At 69.5% G+C, this 15640-nt stretch carries 15 protein-coding genes; 10 read left to right on the forward strand and 5 right to left on the reverse strand.

Annotated features, from left to right (window positions below):
* Window positions 1-2: 2 nt before the first annotated feature.
* The 5 genes from P3X83_RS05490 to P3X83_RS05510 are packed head-to-tail and all read right to left on the reverse strand — an operon-like array spanning window position 3 to window position 5957.
* A complete protein-coding gene (locus P3X83_RS05490; protein ID WP_277303758.1) occupies window positions 3-1469 on the reverse strand; it encodes an aldehyde dehydrogenase family protein in 1467 nt (488 codons plus the stop codon).
* Between the two features lie 46 nt (window positions 1470-1515).
* Window positions 1516-2349 carry an FAD binding domain-containing protein gene (locus P3X83_RS05495; protein ID WP_277303759.1) on the reverse strand — a complete coding sequence of 278 codons (834 nt, stop codon included), beginning with the start codon at window positions 2347-2349 and terminating at the stop codon, window positions 1516-1518.
* A gap of 2 nt (window positions 2350-2351) precedes the next feature.
* Window positions 2352-4742, reverse strand: coding sequence for a xanthine dehydrogenase family protein molybdopterin-binding subunit (locus P3X83_RS05500; RefSeq protein WP_277303760.1), 2391 nt, complete (start codon window positions 4740-4742; stop codon window positions 2352-2354).
* A complete protein-coding gene (locus tag P3X83_RS05505; RefSeq protein ID WP_277303761.1) occupies window positions 4739-5197 on the reverse strand; it encodes a (2Fe-2S)-binding protein in 459 nt (152 codons plus the stop codon). The genes P3X83_RS05500 and P3X83_RS05505 overlap by 4 nt, the downstream gene beginning before the upstream one ends.
* A 19-nt stretch (window positions 5198-5216) precedes the next feature.
* Window positions 5217-5957, reverse strand: a complete 741-nt coding sequence (locus tag P3X83_RS05510) for a type 1 glutamine amidotransferase domain-containing protein (protein WP_277303762.1) — start codon at window positions 5955-5957, stop codon at window positions 5217-5219.
* A gap of 190 nt (window positions 5958-6147) precedes the next feature.
* Here P3X83_RS05510 and P3X83_RS05515 point away from each other — a divergent pair, with 190 nt between their 5' ends.
* The 10 genes from P3X83_RS05515 (at window position 6148) to P3X83_RS05560 (ending at window position 15635) form a co-directional block, all read left to right on the forward strand.
* On the forward strand, window positions 6148-7293 hold the full coding sequence (locus P3X83_RS05515; protein ID WP_277303763.1) for a low temperature requirement protein A: 1146 nt from the start codon (window positions 6148-6150) through the stop codon (window positions 7291-7293).
* Between the two features lie 97 nt (window positions 7294-7390).
* Window positions 7391-7726, forward strand: a complete 336-nt coding sequence (locus P3X83_RS05520) for a nuclear transport factor 2 family protein (protein WP_277303764.1) — start codon at window positions 7391-7393, stop codon at window positions 7724-7726.
* 215 nt (window positions 7727-7941) lie between these two features.
* A complete protein-coding gene (locus tag P3X83_RS05525; protein ID WP_277303765.1) occupies window positions 7942-8742 on the forward strand; it encodes a type 1 glutamine amidotransferase domain-containing protein in 801 nt (266 codons plus the stop codon).
* 2 nt (window positions 8743-8744) lie between these two features.
* The gene (locus P3X83_RS05530; protein ID WP_277303766.1) at window positions 8745-10358 is read left to right on the forward strand and encodes a thiamine pyrophosphate-binding protein; all 1614 of its coding nucleotides are present in this window, start codon (window positions 8745-8747) and stop codon (window positions 10356-10358) included.
* 25 nt (window positions 10359-10383) lie between these two features.
* Window positions 10384-10824 (forward strand): nuclear transport factor 2 family protein, encoded by a 441-nt coding sequence (locus tag P3X83_RS05535; RefSeq protein WP_277303767.1) that lies wholly within the window; start codon window positions 10384-10386, stop codon window positions 10822-10824.
* Window positions 10821-11198: a nuclear transport factor 2 family protein gene (locus P3X83_RS05540; RefSeq protein ID WP_277303768.1), complete on the forward strand. Its 378-nt coding sequence runs from the start codon at window positions 10821-10823 to the stop codon at window positions 11196-11198. The genes P3X83_RS05535 and P3X83_RS05540 overlap by 4 nt, the downstream gene beginning before the upstream one ends.
* Complete coding sequence (locus P3X83_RS05545) at window positions 11198-12799, forward strand: GMC oxidoreductase (RefSeq protein ID WP_277303769.1); 1602 nt, start codon at window positions 11198-11200, stop codon at window positions 12797-12799. The genes P3X83_RS05540 and P3X83_RS05545 overlap by 1 nt, the downstream gene beginning before the upstream one ends.
* A complete protein-coding gene (locus tag P3X83_RS05550) occupies window positions 12792-13376 on the forward strand; it encodes a DJ-1/PfpI family protein (RefSeq protein WP_277303770.1) in 585 nt (194 codons plus the stop codon). The genes P3X83_RS05545 and P3X83_RS05550 overlap by 8 nt, the downstream gene beginning before the upstream one ends.
* Entirely contained in the window at window positions 13373-13834 is a 462-nt protein-coding gene (locus P3X83_RS05555) for a VOC family protein (RefSeq protein ID WP_277303771.1), read from the forward strand. The genes P3X83_RS05550 and P3X83_RS05555 overlap by 4 nt, the downstream gene beginning before the upstream one ends.
* Window positions 13818-15635, forward strand: a complete 1818-nt coding sequence (locus P3X83_RS05560) for an AGE family epimerase/isomerase (RefSeq protein ID WP_277303772.1) — start codon at window positions 13818-13820, stop codon at window positions 15633-15635. Before P3X83_RS05555 ends, P3X83_RS05560 begins: the two co-directional genes overlap by 17 nt.
* Window positions 15636-15640: the final 5 nt, after the last annotated feature.

The raw sequence follows: 15640 nt of genomic DNA on the forward strand, positions 1-15640 counted from the left end.
GCTCATGAGACGTCGATCCACACGGACTTGACCTGGGTGTAGCTCTCCATCGACTCGGGACCGCACTCACGGCCGAAGCCGGACGCCTTGTACCCGCCGTACGGAGTGGTGCTGTCGTACTTGTTGTAGGTGTTGACCCACGTGGTGCCCGAGTGGATGGCGTGGGCGACGGTGATCGCCTTCTTCAGGTCCCGGGTGTGCACGCCGGACGCCAGGCCGTAGGCGGTGTCGTTGGCGATCCGCACGGCCTCCTCGACGGTGTCGAAGGGGATGACGCACAGGACCGGCCCGAAGATCTCCTCCTGAGCGATCCGCATGCCGTTGTCCACGTCGGCGAAGATGGTGGGCAGGAAGTACAGCCCGCCGTCGGGGCCGCCCTCCGGCCGGTACGGCTCGCCGCCGACGACCAGCCGCGCGCCTTCCTTCTTGCCGATCTCCACGTACTCCGAGACCTTCTCGAACTGCCCCCGGTGGGCCAGCGGGCCGAACATCGTGGTGGGGTCGAGCGGGTCGCCGGGCAGCAGCGTGGTCGCCCGCTCGGCGAGCCGCCGCACGACCTCGTCGTAGACGGGCCGCTCGACGAGCAGCCGGGAGCCGGCCGTGCAGATCTCGCCCTTGTTGTAGAAGATCCCGAAGAAGGCGTACTCAAGGGCGGATTCCAGGTCGGCGTCGGCGAAGATGATGTGCGGCGACTTGCCGCCCAGCTCCATCGTCACCTTCTTGAGCGTGTCCGCCGCGCCCTTGATGATCGACTTGCCGACCTCGGTGGACCCGGTGAACGCGATCTTGTTGATGCCGGGATGCTTGACCAGCGCCTCACCGAGCTCCACGCCGGGGCCGGTGATGACGTTCATGGCGCCGTCCGGCATCCCGGCCTCGGCGAACAGCTCCGCCATCTTCAGCGCGGTGAGCGGGGTGGCGGGCGACGGCTTGTGCACGACCGTGTTGCCCGCCGCCAGCGCCGGGGCGATCTTGGTAAGGGCCAGCAGCAGCGGGAAGTTGAACGGCGTGATCGCGGCGACCACGCCGAGCGGCTGGCGCAGGGTGTAGTTGAGCGTGGGCGTCTGCGCGCCCCTGGTGGCTCCGTCGAGCTGCGTGGCGATGCCCGCGTAGTACCTGAGGAGCTGGATCGCGATGGGGACGTCCACCGAGCTGGAGAACATGATCGGCTTGCCCATGTCCACCGTCTCGCGGTAGGCCATCTCCTCCGCGTCCCGCTCTACCAGGTCGGCGACCCGGTAGAGCAGCTTGGCGCGCTCGTGCACGGTCATCCGCGGCCAGGGTCCTTCGTCGAAGGCCCGGCGCGCCGCGTCCACCGCGATGTCGACGTCCGCGTCACCCGCCTGGGCGATCTGGGCGATCTCGGAGCCGTCCGCGGGGTTGATCGTGGGAGCGGTCGCCTTGTCGATGGCGTCCCGCCACTTGCCGTCGATGAAGAGCCGTCCCTCGGTGATCACATACGAAGTCACAGTCTTGTCCCATCTCCTTGGTCAGGTACGGCGGGACAGGTCCACGTCAGGCCGCTCGTTCGCGCGCGCGGGCCAGAGCCCGCCGCGCGAGCACCCAAGCGAGGTGGGCGCGATACTCGCCGGATGCCGCCTGGTCGGATTGGAAGACGTCGCCGAGCGGCGGCGCCGTGGCCTTCCCCGGTGGAGCGGTGAGTGCGCGTTCTAGGTCCGGCACCCGGCGGGCGGGCAGCCCGTCGCCGCAGACGACGGCCCGGCAGTCGCCGGCCTCGCCGTCCGCGCGGAAGGTCACGCTGACCGCCACGCCGCAGAGGGAGGAGAGCGTCGCGGGCACGGGCTGCCGCGCGTACGCGCCGATGGAGGTGCCGGTGGGCACGCCGACGGAGGTGATCACCTCGTCGGCCGCCAGACCCGGCCCCGTGCCGGGATCGAGGAGGTGCTCGACGGTGAGCGTGCGGTGCCTGCCGCCGCGGCCCTGGATCTCCGCCACGGCGTCAAGGGCGATGAGAGCCGCCGCCAGGTCGGTCCCGGCGACCACCGATCCGCCCACGGTGCCCCGGTTCCTGACCTGCGGGTCGGGCAGGGTCTCCGCCGCGTCCGAGAGCAGGGCGTGGGCGTGGGACTCCCGCACGGCGGGGTCGGCGACCAGATCGGCGATCGTGGTCATGGAACCGATCCGCAGTTCCCCGCCCGGGGCGCGGCTCACGCCGCGCAGCCCGGGCACCTTGGCCAGATCGACGAGCAGCGGTATTCGCCGGGTTCGCCGTTTGAGGTCGAGGATCAGCCGGTGCCCACCGGCGAGGGGGCGGGCACCGGGGCTGTCGTGCAGTGCTTGGAGCGCGCCTTCGAGGTCGGATGGCGCCGTGTAGTCCAGCAGCTCCATGATCATCCTTTTGCATCTCTGATGACGCGCCAGATCTTCTCCGCCGTGAACGGCATGTCGACGTGCCGCACGCCGTAGTCGCGCAGGGCGTCGCAGACGGCGTTGGCCACGGCGGCCGTCACCGGGACGGTCGCGATCTCCCCGGCGCCCTTGACCCCGAGCGGGTTGTGCGGCGTGGGGGTGACCGTGTTGTCCAGGTCGAAGTTCGGCACGTCGGCGGCGCGCGGCATGGCGTAGCCGAGGAGGTCGGCGGTGAGCAGACGCCCGTCTTCGTCGTAGCGGGCCTCCTCCATCAGCGCCTGGCCCAGGCCGTGCACGATGCTGCCCTCGAACTGGCCGGTGACCACCAGCGGGTTGCCGATCGGGCCGACGTCGTTGACGGCCACGTACCGGACGACGTCCACCTTGCCGGTCTCCTCGTCGATCTCCACGACGGCCACGTGCGAGCCGAAGGGATAGTTGAAGTCCGGCGGGTCGAAGAAGGTGGTCGCGTCGAGCGCGGGCTCCATGCCGGCGGGCAGGGCCCAGCCGTACCAGACGGCCATCGCGATGTCCTGGAACGACTTGACCGCGTCCTTGTCACCCGGCACCGAGAACGTTCCCGCCTCGTAGACGACGCTGTCCTCGGGGACGCCCATGAAGTGCGCCGCGGCGGTCTTCATCTTGGCGATGATCTGCCGTGCGGCCAGGGCGATCGCCGGTCCCGCGACGCTGTAGGAGCGGCTGCCATAGGTGCCCTGCCCGTACGGCGCGCGCTGCGTGTCCGACTGGAACACCACCACCGTCTCCACGTCGATGCCCAGCTCGTCGGCGACGATCTGCGCGAACGTGGTCCGGTGGCTCTGCCCGGTCGAGGTGGAGCCGATGCACAGCGCGACCTCGCCGTTGGGTTGGACGCGGATGTTGGCGCCCTCCCAGGTGCCGCCGAGCATGCCCTCGTCCCGCATCCGGGTGGACGGCCCGACGCCGCAGACGGCCACGAAGGAGCCGATGCCGACCCCGAGCAGCTTGCCCCGGTCGCGCGCCTCGCGGCGCAGCACCTCGGCCTTGGGATAGCCGGCCATCTCCAGCGCCCGCCGCAGCGCGGCCGGGTAGTCGCCGGAGTCGTAGGTCCAGCCCAGGCCGTTGTCGTAGGGGAAACGGTCGGGCGGCACCATGTTGCGCAGCCGGACCTCGGCCGGGTCGACCCCGATCTCCGCCGCGAACAGGTCCATGGCGCGCTCGGTGATCGTCGTGGCCTCGGCCCGCCCCGAGCCGCGCTGGGCCCCGAGCGGCACGGTGTTGGTGAACACCGCATAGACCTCGCAGAACGCGCTGGGGATGGCGTACGGGCCGGTGATGCTCCTGCCCATCAGCGCGGTGGCGACACCGGGGCCGATGGTGGAGGGGTAGGCCCCCAGGTTGGCGTGGCTGGTGCAGCGCAGCGCGGTGATCCGCCCGTCGCGGGTGCCCGCGATGGTGACGTGCTGCGTGTGGTCGCGGCCCTGCACCGTGGAGCGCATCAGGCCCTCCCTGGTGTCGGTCCACTTCACCGGGCGGCCGAGCCGCTTGGCCAGGAAGAGGACCAGGGGCATGTCCGGGTAGAGGTAGCCCTTGGTGCCGAAACTCCCCCCGATGGGCGGCGCGATCACCCTGAGCTTGTTGAACGGGATGCCGAGGACCAGCGCGGACAGCAGGAACCGGTGGTTGTGCGGCGACTGGGTCGTTGCATAGAGCGTGTAGTCGTCCGTGATCGGGTCGTAGGCGCCGAGCGCCGCCCTGGGCTCCATCGGGTTGTTGATGGTGCGCTGGTTGTACAGGTCGAGTTCGACGACGACCTCCGCGGCCGCGATGGCCGCGTCGGTCGCGTCGGCGTCGCCGCACGTCCAGCGCGCGTTGAGGTTGCCGGGCACCGCGTCGTGCAGTTGCGGCGCCCCCTCGGCCAGGGCCTGCTCGGGCCGGGTGACGGCCGGCAGCGGCGTGTAGTCCACACGCACCCGCAGCGCGGCCTCCCTGGCCTGCACGGCCGTCTCCGCCACGACGGCGGCCACCGGCTCGCCGATGAAGCGCACCCGGTCCTCGGCCAGCACGGTCCCCGCGCCCGGCAGCCCGTAGGGATGCGGCGGGAAATGGCTTTCCACGCCGCCGGGGATCCAGATGCAGGGCAGCGGCATGAGCTTGCCCGCGAGGTCCGCGCCGGTGACGATGTCCACCACCCCGGGCATCTCGGCCGCCCGCGCGGTGTCGATCGCGTCGATGCGGGCGTGGCCGTGCTCGCTGCGGACGAACTCCAGGTGCAGCATGCCCGGCAGTGTGAGGTCGCTGGTGAACTTCGTCGCCCCGCGGACCATCGCGGGGCCTTCGCGGTCCTTCAGTCCCGTTCCGAACGCGCCAGTGGTGGTCTCGGTGGTCATGTCGTGCCCTTCACGGCTGTCTGAACGGCGCGGACTACCGCGTTGTAGCCGGTGCACCGGCACATGTTCCCGGCCAGCCAGGCGCGGATGGCCTCCTCGTCGGGCGCGGACTCGTGTTCGAGGAGGTCGAGCAGGGACATCGTCATCCCCGGCGTGCAGAAGCCGCACTGGGCGCCGTGCTCCTCCCAGAGGGCCTCCTGAAGGGCGGTCAGGCTCCCGTTCGCGACCCCCTCGACGGTGGTCACCTCGGTGCCGTCCGCCTGTACGGCGAGCATCTGGCAGCTCTTGACCGAGCGGTCCCCCACCCGCACCACGCATGAGCCGCATTGACCTGTACCGCAGCCGACCTTGGCGCCGGTCAGGCCGCAGGTCTCTCTGAGCAGGTCGACGAGCAGGACCTGCGGAGTCACTTCCGTCGAAACGACGGACCCATTGACAGTGAGCGAGATTCGCATTTCCTCTTCGCCCCGTCGATTAACCGGCCAGGCGCTTCACGAATGCCTCTGCGAGCGCCGTGGAGGAGTATGGGTTCTGACCTGTGATGATATTTCCATCTTCGACGACGTGAGATCCCCAGATCACGTCGGACTTTTCATACCTGGCGCCCAGTCGCTCCAGTTCGATCTGAAGGACGAATGGCAACTGTCCCGCCATTTCCGTGACCATCTCCTCGTCGTGGGAGAATGCGGTCATGCGCACGCCCTCCAGCGGCCAGCGCCCTTCGGAGTTGCGCAGCGGCAGCAGCGCCGACTGGCCGTGGCACACGACGGCGAGCGGCTTGCCGAGTTCGAGGATCCAGCGGACGACGCCGGTCATCGCCGCGTCGTGGGGCAGGTCCTCCATGGCCCCGTGGCCGCCGGAGATGTAGACCCCCGCGTAGCCGGCCAGCTTCTCCTTGGTGATGTCGGCGACGTTCATGGGCTCCCGCAGTGCGGCGAGAGAGCCGATGACGTCGTTGTAGTGGGCGACGTTGGCCTCGTCGTGGTCCGGCGAGCCCTTGGGCCGGGTCAGGCCGACCACGAAGGGGGTAAGGCTGCCCTGGTCCGGTGTGGGGGCCTCTCCGCCGATCGTCGCGATGTCGACGTCATAGCCTTCCTGGACAAGGCGTTCGTACGGCACGACGAACTCCTCGGCCCAGAATCCCGAAGCGTGTTGTCTGCCGTCGAGGAGACCGAGGGTCTTGGCCTTGGTCATCAGAATGAGTACGTCCGCCATGGTGCTTCACCCTTCCCTGCGGCACTTCGCCACCACAATGGACGGAGGGGTGCGGGGCGGCAATGGCGAGTTTGCCCCGCCGGGGCACTTGGTTGGCTAGAATGCGCGACTTCATGACGTCAGCCGGATACTGTTGAGAAATCTCCGCCCCGGCATTGGCCTTACGCCCGGACCGGACGAGAATCCCGGCATGGACCTCCGACTGCCGACCTGGTTCGCAGAGCGCGTCACGCCCACCCCGGACCACGAAGAACTGCGGGTTTCCACACTTGAGCTGTTCTTCGACCTCGTTTTCGTGTTCACCGCCACCCAGCTCACCGTCCTGCTCGCCGCCGACTTCACCACCGCCCCGCAGGTGCTCCTGATGTTCGGCGTGATCTGGTGGATGTTCGCCAGCTACGCCTGGGTGACCAACGCCGTCCCGCCCATCCGCGTCACCCGCCGCATGTTCATGCTCGCCGCCATGGCCGGGTGGCTGATCATCGCACTGGCCGTCCCCGAGTCCTTCGTGGACGAGGGCGTCGGCTTCGCCGTCGGCCTGTTCGTGGTCGTCATCGTCCACGGGCTGATGTACCTCCAGTCGACCTGGCGGTTCCTGCGGATGTTCGCCGCCAACCTCACCGGCGCGGTGCTCATCCTCATCGCCTCCGGCATGACCGGCCTGCCGAAGTACGGGATGTGGGTCGCCGCGCTGCTGGTGATGTGGACCTCGCCGTACATCACCGGGCAGGAGGGCTTCCCGTTACACCCCGGGCACGTGGCCGAACGGCACGGCCTGGTGGTCATCATCGCCCTCGGTGAGTCCATCGTCGCCGTGGCCGTCGGCATCGAGGACAACGGCGGCGAGCTCAGCGTCCCGGCCGTGGCCACCGCGCTGGTGGGCCTGGCGCTCAGCGCCAGCCTGTGGTGGGCCTACTTCCACATCGACCTGGAACGCGCGGAGGACGCGCTGACGCGCGTCACCGACCAGGTCCGCCGCACCCGGATGGTGCTCTTCGGATTCTTCTACGCCCACGTGCCGATCCTGCTCGGCATCATCGCACTGTCCGCCGGCCTGAAGAAGGCCGTCGCCCACCCCGGCGACCCGCTCACCGGCGGCGCCCAAATCGCCCTGGCCGGCGGCGTCGCGCTGTACCTGCTCGGCTCGGTGGCGTTCCGCCTGGCGCTCGCCCTGCCGGGCAGGGCCATCCGCACGGTGACCGCCGTCCTGATCCTCGCGACCGTCCCGGTCGGGCTCGTCACCGCCGCCGGGCAGCTCGTGCTCATCGCCGTGATCCTCATCGCCGCGCTCGCCCTGGAAGAGCGGTCGGAGCACCGACAAGTAGCGAGAGTGTAGCGACGAACCTCCGCAAGTATTCCGCCGTTCCTGGACAGCTCCCATGTGGATCGGTTTCCGTGAGAAAGCACACAACCGAGCCCCATGGGAGAACCAAATGCCCGCGATCGTACTTCCGGCCCTGCTTGACAAGCAGATCGGGCAGCTCAAAGCGCACGACCTCGACGCGATGATGCGCAACTACCACGAAGACGCCGTCGTAATGCGTCCCGGCGCCACCGCCCGCGGAAAGGCCGAGATCCGCGAGTTCTTCGCCGAATACCTCAAGCTGGACCCGCGAATCGAAGAGATCATGATGGCGGAGGGCACCGAGGACCTGATCCTGTACTACGCCAAGATCGGCATCGGCGACGACGTGCACAAGGACGTCGGCACCTGGGTGCTCAAGGACGGGCTCATCTGGCGGCAGACCGCGGTCCTCGTCTCCGACTGACTACGAGAAAATCCCGCTGACAGGTCATCAAGTAGCAGTTTTCAGGTAATCAAGTGGCGCTCCCGCCGTCGCCCGGCATTGCATTCGGCCGCCGCGGGGGCGACATTGCGATCGGCCGGCCGCCGCCCACGGTAGGCGTCATATAAGAGCGGGGCCGATCCGCGACAAGCAATCGACACCGGGGAGTTCGCGTGTCCAGAAAGATTCTCGTCGTCGTGTCTGAATTCGGTTATTGGGGCGAGGAACTCGTCGGGCCGCTCGGCGTCTTCGACCGCCAGGGCTACGAGTCGGTGATCGCCACGCCGCGCGGGCGCAGGCCGCACGCGCTGCCGCCGAGCATGGACGCCGCCTATCTCGACCCCCCGCTCGGCCGCTCGGTGACCACCGAGGAGATGGCCAGGCTGGTGCGCGAGGTGGACGAGTCCGACCGGCTGGTCAAGCCTCTGGACATCTCCGCCTGGGCTCCCGAGCGGCCCTACATGAGCGCGCCGGGATACCTGCGCGACCTGGAGGCCTACCACCGGGCGCTGACCGAGCTGCAGCGCAGCATCGCCGAGTACGACGCGATGCTGATCGTCGGCGGCAGCGGCCCGATCGCCGACCTCGCCAACAACGAGCGCGTGCACGCGCTCATCCTGGCCTTCCTGGAGGCGGGCAAGCCGATCGGGGCCGAGTGCTACGGCGTCGCGTGCCTGGCCTTCGCCCGTGACTGGGACGGCCGCAAGAGCATCATCTGGGGCAAGCACGTCACCGGGCACTGCAAGGAGTACGACTACAAGGACGGCACCGGCTTCCTCGGCGTCGACTTCAACATGGGGCCGCCGCCGTACCCGCTGGAGTACATCCTGCGCGACGCCACCGGCCCCGAGGGCCGGTACCACGGCAACGTGGGGCACCCCATCTCCGTGATCGTCGACTACCCGTTCATCACCGGGCGGTCCACGCCGGACTCGATCACGACCGGCGAGAAGATGGTCGCGGTGCTGGAAAACGGCCTGCGGCGTTACGGCTGGTGACCATGGCCTCCCCCCGCACCGGAACGGCCGCGCTGCTGGAGCAGCTACGGGCCGACGGGATGACGACGGTGTTCGGCAACCCGGGCACCGTCGAGCAGGGACTGCTCGACGCCCTGGACGCCGCCGAGGGGTTCCGCTACGTCCTCGGCCTGGCCGAGGCGCCGGTGGTCGGCATGGCCGACGGCTATGCCCGCGCCACCAGGAAGCCCACGTTCGTGCAGCTCCACTCGGGGGTGGGGCTGGGCAACGGCATCGGCATGCTCTACCAGGCCATGCGCGGCCACGCGCCGCTCGTGGTGGTCGCCGGCGAGGCGGGCGTGCGCTACGACGCCTTCGACGCGCAGATGGCCGCCGATCTGGTGGGGATGGCGCGGCCGGTCACCAAGTTCGCGACCAGGGTCATCGACCCCGGGTCCGTGCTGCGGGTGTTCCGCCGCGCCGTCAAGATCGCGACCACCCCGCCGTGCGGCCCGGTCTTCGTGTCGCTCCCCCTCGACATCCTCGACGCGCCCAACGACGAGATCGTGGTGCCCACCACGATCCCACAGACCCGTACGGTGCCCGTCCCCGAACTGATCGACGCCGCCGCCGGCCTGCTCGCGGGCGCGGAGCGGCCGGTGATCCTGGCGGGCGACGGGGTCGCCGAGTCCGACGCCCAGCCGGAACTCGCCCGCATCGCCGAGCTGCTCGGCGCGCGGGTGTGGCTGGCCGACACCTCGGTGGTGAACCTCGACGCGGCGCACCCGCTGCACCGAGGGCCGCTCGGGCACATGTTCGGGGAGGTGAGCGCCGCGGCCGTGCGGGAGGCGGACGCGGTGCTCATCGTCGGCACCTATGTGTTCCCTGAGGTGTTCCCGCTGATCGGCTCGCCGTTCGCGAAGGGCGCCAAGGTCGTGCACATCGACCTGAACGCCTACGAGATCGGCAAGAACCACCCGGTGGACCTCGGCCTGGTCGCCGACCCGCGCGCCACCCTCACCGCCCTCGGCGCGGAGCTGGTACGGCGGGGCGTTACGCCCGCCGTCGTGCCGCCCGCGGCGGCTCCGGCCGCGACGACCGGCGGCGAGGTCTACGAGCGGTTCCTGGCCGAGCTGGCCGCCCAGACCCCCGACCCGGTCATCTTCGACGAGGCGCTGACCTCCGGCCCCGCGCTGGTGCGGCACTTCCCGCCGCGCAGCCCCGGCCGGTATTACCTCACCAGGGGCGGTTCGCTGGGCGTGGGGATCCCGGGCGCGGTCGGGATCAAGCTCGCCATGCCGGACGACGTGGTCATCGGCTTCACCGGCGACGGCGGCAGCATGTACACGATCCAGGCGCTGTGGACCGCCGCGCACCAGGGCATCGGCGCCAAGTTCGTGGTCTGCAACAACGGCAAGTACGAACTGCTCAACGACAACATCTCGGTCTACTGGCGCGAACGCGGCGTCGCCCCCCACCGCTTCCCGTCCTCCTTCGACCTGAGCGGCCTGCCCATCGGGTTCTCCGACATCGCCCGCGGCCTGGGCGTACCGGCCGCGCGCGTCGCGTCCCCCGACGACGTCGGCCCGGCCGTCAAGCGGATGCTCGCCGACGACGAGCCCTTCCTGGTGGACGTGCTCGTGGAGCCGGGCCGATGACCCCGACCGGAAAGGAATGATCAACGTGACGAGACCGGCGCCGGCCGACAAGACCGTGCAGGAGTGGGTGGCCGCCTGGTACCGGGCGCTCGACCGGCACGACGACATCGAGACGCTCTGGGACTACCTCACCGGGGACGACCTGACCTTCGTCTTCCCCGAGGGCCCCACCCACGGGCACGACGACTTCCGCAAGTGGTACGAGACCGTGACGAACCGCTTCTTCGACGAGGAGCACACGGTGACGTCCGTGGACGTCGGCGCGTGGCGCGACAACGCCGCCACCCTCAAGGTCGTCGTGAATTGGCAGGCCCGCATCTGGGACCCGCCCGCCGCCAAGAGCGTCTGGATCGGCTTCAACGCCTACCAGACCTGGGAGGTCGTGGTGGAACCGGCCGACCACCTGCGGATCAGGAAGTACGTCGTGGACAGCCTCGACCCCATGCCCGGGAGCCCGGAGCTATGACAACGAGACAGACCATCGAGCGTTACTACGAGTACGCCAACGCCGGTGACTGGTCGCGCTGGTGCGACCTGTTCACCGAGAAGGCCGTGGTGGACGAGCAGATCGCCGGCCGTCTGGAGGGCCAGGACACGCTGCGCGAGGCGGTCGCCGGGTTCCCGAAGATCTACCGGTCGTTCCGCAACGAGCCGCGCCACGTGGTCGTCTCCGGCGACCAGGCCGGGGTGGTCTCGCACATCAGCGCGGTCGCCGCCAACGGCGAGGCGATCGAGGCCGAGGTGATGAACTACTTCCGCCTGGAGGAGGGCCGGATCGCCTACATGGCCAACTTCCACGACACGATGCCGTTCCGCGGGCCCCTCGGGCTGGACAAGTGATGGCGGCGGCACGGGAGTTCGACTACGTCGTCGTCGGCGCGGGCGCGGCGGGCACGGTGCTCGCGCGGCGGCTCGCGGAGTCGGGCGACGCCTCGGTGCTGCTGCTGGAGGCCGGGGACTCCTGGATCCCGGCCGGCGTGGACGCCGCGCAGTTGTGGTTCACCCTGCTCGGCTCGGAGGTGGACTGGAACTACGAGAGCGTGCCGCAGCCCGGGCTCTCGGGACGCAAGACGCACGAGCCGCGCGGGAAGCTGGTCGGCGGCAGCAGCAACCTCTACATCATGATGCACATCCGCGGCCACCGCTCCGACTTCGACAACTGGGCCTACCAGGGCGCGGCGGGCTGGTCGTACGCGGACTGCCTGCCGTACTTCCAGCGGCTGGAGAACCAGGAGGACAAGACCTGGGAAGGCACCGGCACCGGTGGGCCCCAGGTCGTCACCAACGCCGGGGCGCACGACCCCAACCCGTACTCCAGGACCTTCCTCGAAGCCTGCGCGGAGCTGGGACACCAGAGCGTCTCGGACTTCAACGGGCCCTCGATGCTGGGCGCCGGCTGGCACCACATCAACGCCGACGGCGGACGCCGCCAAGGCTCGATGCACTGCTACCTGGAGCCCGTGCTCGACCACGAGCGGCTGACCCTGCGCCCCAACGCGCGGGCGATGCGGCTGCTGTTCGACGGCGACCGGTGCGTGGGCGTGGAGTACCGGCAGTCGGCGCAGGGACCCGACCGCGGCGAGGGCCGCAGACTGACCGGGTCCTCGGTGGACACCGGCGTGGATCCCGGCGTGCACCAGGTTCGGGCCCGGCGTGAGGTGCTGCTGTGCGGCGGCGCCATCGAGTCCCCCAAGCTGCTGATGCTGTCCGGCATCGGCGACCCCGCGCACCTGCGCGAAGTGGGCGTTCCGCTGCGGGTGGACTCTCCCGGCGTCGGCGCCAACTTCCACAACCACGTGCTCACCGGCGTGATCCAGGAGACCAGGCGGCCGGTGCCACAGGGCGCCAACAACCTGTCGGAGGCGGCGCTGTTCACCGTCTCGCAGACCGGCATGGTCGCGCCCGACATCCAGATCGCGTTCGTGCACGTGCCGTTCGACATCATCGTCGGCCGTCAGCACCCCAACGCGGTCAGCATCCTGCCCGGCGTGGTCCGCCCGACCTCCCGTGGCTGGGTGCGGCTGGCGTCGGCCGACCCGTTCACCGATCCCCTGATCAATCCCAACTACCTGGGCGACCGAGCCGACCTCGACCGGCTCGTCCAGGGCGTGGAGATCGCCAGGGACATCTTCGCCACGCGGGCCTTCTCGAAGGTCCTCGCCGGCGAGCTGCTGCCCGGCCCGGACGTCTCCGACCGCGCGGCCCTGGCCGACTTCGCCCGCAAGCGCGCCGACACCTACCACCACCAGGTCGGTTCGTGCCGGATGGGCATCGACGACGAGGCCGTGGTGGACCCGACGCTTCGGGTGCGGGGGGTCTCCGGGCTGCGCGTCGCGGACGCGAGCGTCATGCCCGCCGTCACCTCGGGCAACACCCACGCGGCGATCCAGATGATCGCCGAGCGGTGCGCCGACTTCGTGCTCGGAGGTTCCCGTGGCTGAGCTGCGCGGAGCAAGGGTCGCGCTCCTCCTGGAGAGCGACTACTACGAACCGGAGATCTTCTACTACCAGCGGCGGTTCGCGGAGGAGGGGGTGAACCTGGAGCTGCTGACCCGCCTGTGGGGGCAGTCCCAGATCACCTTCACCGGCCACGAGTACCGCGCGCCGCTGGTCGTGGACCGGGGGCTGGAGGGGTTGTCCGACGACGACCTGCGCGGCTACGACGCGATCATCGTGCCGTCCGGCATGGTGGCCGACCGCCTGCGCTTCAGTGAGAAGCCGCTGGACCTCTCCCCCGCCACCGAGCTGATGAAGCGCGCCTTCGCGCTGCCCGAGGTGCTCAAGGGCGTCATCTGCCACGGCATGTGGCTGCTGGCCAAGGTGCCGGAGACGGTCCGTGGCCGGCCGGTGACCTGCCACAACAACCTGGTGGGCGACGTGCTCAACATGGGCGCGGAGTACCGGGACGAGGACGTGGTGATCGACGGCGACCTCGTGACCGGGCGCAGCGGCGCGCACGCCCACCTGTTCGCCAAGGCACTGATCGGCGAACTGACCGCGCGGCGGGCCGCGCGGTGAGCCAGGCCCGGGACGACGGCGGACTTCGCTGGTCGCACGCCGCCCTCAACTGCCGCGACATCGACGCGACCGCGGACTTCTACTGCAAGTGGTTCGGGTTCACCCGGGCCGCCACGTTCCCGGTCGGCGACACCAAGATCATGTTTCTCAGAAAGGGCGAAGCCTACCTGGAGCTGTTCCAGGCGGCGGACGGCCCAGCGGATGGCACTGGGGGCGGCGACGGCCCGACCTCCGCCGGCACGCTGCGGCACATCGCCCTGCAGACCGACGACATCGACCAGGTCCTGGCCGAGATGGGACCGCAGGCGCAGGTCTCACTCGGACCGCTCTGCTTCGACGATTTCATCCCCGGCTGGCGCTCGGTGTGGATGAAGGACCCCGACGGCACCGTCGTCGAGGTCAGCCAGGGTTACAAGGACCAGATACCCGGAGGTGGAGAGAATGCCCAGCGGCATTGACTTCCGTTTCAGCGACCTGCTGGCGGGCCGGGTCGGCTCCCCGGTGGACGCCCAGGGCACGTTCAGCCTGACCACGGCGGACGGCCGCGAGTTCCGCGTCACCATGGACGGCAACACCTCGGCCGAGGTGCTGCGCAACCTGGAGCACCCCTACCTCGACGCCAGTTCCCACCGCGACGACATGGTGGTCCCCGGCCGCCATCTGTTCGCCTACGGCGTGTTCACCCCGCGTGCCGACGGCCTGGCCTTCGCCGCCAAGCGCGTGATCTTCCTCGGGCGGCAGGCCGACGTCTACCGCTTCGAGGAGCCGGACTGGTGGATCCACCAGCTCGGCCGGATCGCCGCCTTCTACCGCAAGGCACAGTTCGGGGCCGACGGCATCGACTACCGCGACTACCGGACCGTGCTGCGGCTCGACGGCCGCAAGACCGCGAGCCACGTGCAGGAGACGGACACCATCTCGCGCCTGATCTACGGCATGGCCTCGGCCTACATGCTCAGCGGCGACGAGGACTACCTCAACGTCGCCGAGGCGGGCGTGGACTACCTGCGCGAGCACATGCGCTTCGTGGACCTGCCGCACAACGTGACCTACTGGTACCACGGCATCGAGGTCCAGGAGGGGCGCCCGGAGAAGAAGCTGTTCACCTCCGAGTTCTCCGACGACTACGACGCCATCCCGATGTACGAGCAGATCTACGCGCTCGCCGGCCCCACGCAGACCTACCGGATCAACGGCGACCCGGGGATCCTGCGCGACGCCGAGGGCACCATCCGGCTGTTCGACAACCACTTCCGTGACTTCAAGGGCGGCGGCTACTTCAGCCACATCGACCCGATCTTCATGGACCCGCGGCACCCGTCGATCGCGCCGAACGACGGCCGCAAGAACTGGAACTCCGTCGGCGACCACGCCCCGGCGTACCTGATCAACCTCTACCTCGCGACGGGTCGCGAGGAGTACGCCGACATGCTGGAGCGCACCTTCGACACCATCGTGGAGCACTTCCCCGAGGACGACTACAGCCCCTTCGTCCAGGAGCGCTTCAACGAGGACTGGAGCCCCGACCGCGGCCACACCTGGCAGCAGGACCGCGCGGTCGTCGGCCACAACCTGAAGATCGCCTGGAACCTGATGCGGATGCACTCGCTCCGCGGCAAGCGGGACTACCAGGGGCTGGCCGAGCGGATCGCCGAGCGCATGCCCGCGATCGGCAGCGACCAGCAGCGCGGCGGATGGTACGACGTGGTGGAACGAACCAAGGCCGACAACGACCGCTGGTACGACTTCACCTGGCACGACCGCAAGGCGTGGTGGCAGCAGGAGCAGGCGATCCTCGCCTACCTGATCCTGGCCGGCACCACCAAGAACCCGGACTACCTGGACGAGGCGCGCCGCGCCTCGGGGTTCTACAACGCCTTCTTCCTCGACCACGACGAGGGCGCGGTGTACTTCAACGTGCTCGCGGACGGCATGCCGTACCTGCTCGGCACCGAGCGGTTCAAGGGCAGCCACTCGATGAGCATGTACCACTCGTCCGAGCTCTGCTTCCTCGCGACCGTCTACACGAACCTGCTGGTCAGGGGCGAGCCGCTGACGCTGTGGTTCAAGCCGCTGCCCAACGCGCCGCGCACGCTGCGCGTCTCCCCCGACCTGCTCCCCCAGGGCTCGGTGCGGCTGGAGGGGGTCGAGATCGACGGGCGCAGGCACACCGAATTCGACAGGGACGCGCTGATCGTGCACCTGCCGGAGTCCGACGAGCGGCTGACGGTCCGGGCGACCCTCACTCCCGCGAAGTAAAAGGA

Source organism: Spongiactinospora sp. TRM90649, from assembly GCF_029382225.1.
Lineage (GTDB): Bacteria > Actinomycetota > Actinomycetes > Streptosporangiales > Streptosporangiaceae > Spongiactinospora.

Excerpts from the sequence above, each read along its gene's own strand:
- P3X83_RS05510 (WP_277303762.1), bottom strand. The coding sequence starts at position 5,957 with ATGGCGGACGTACTCATTCTGATGACCAAGGCCAAGACCCTCGGTCTC.
- P3X83_RS05505 (WP_277303761.1), bottom strand. The coding sequence starts at position 5,197 with ATGCGAATCTCGCTCACTGTCAATGGGTCCGTCGTTTCGACGGAAGTG.
- P3X83_RS05495 (WP_277303759.1), bottom strand. The coding sequence starts at position 2,349 with ATGGAGCTGCTGGACTACACGGCGCCATCCGACCTCGAAGGCGCGCTC.
- P3X83_RS05540 (WP_277303768.1), top strand. The coding sequence starts at position 10,821 with ATGACAACGAGACAGACCATCGAGCGTTACTACGAGTACGCCAACGCC.
- P3X83_RS05530 (WP_277303766.1), top strand. The coding sequence starts at position 8,745 with ATGGCCTCCCCCCGCACCGGAACGGCCGCGCTGCTGGAGCAGCTACGG.
- P3X83_RS05560 (WP_277303772.1), top strand. The coding sequence starts at position 13,818 with ATGCCCAGCGGCATTGACTTCCGTTTCAGCGACCTGCTGGCGGGCCGG.
- P3X83_RS05520 (WP_277303764.1), top strand. The coding sequence starts at position 7,391 with ATGCCCGCGATCGTACTTCCGGCCCTGCTTGACAAGCAGATCGGGCAG.
- P3X83_RS05500 (WP_277303760.1), bottom strand. The coding sequence starts at position 4,742 with ATGACCACCGAGACCACCACTGGCGCGTTCGGAACGGGACTGAAGGAC.
- P3X83_RS05515 (WP_277303763.1), top strand. The coding sequence starts at position 6,148 with ATGGACCTCCGACTGCCGACCTGGTTCGCAGAGCGCGTCACGCCCACC.
- P3X83_RS05545 (WP_277303769.1), top strand. The coding sequence starts at position 11,198 with ATGGCGGCGGCACGGGAGTTCGACTACGTCGTCGTCGGCGCGGGCGCG.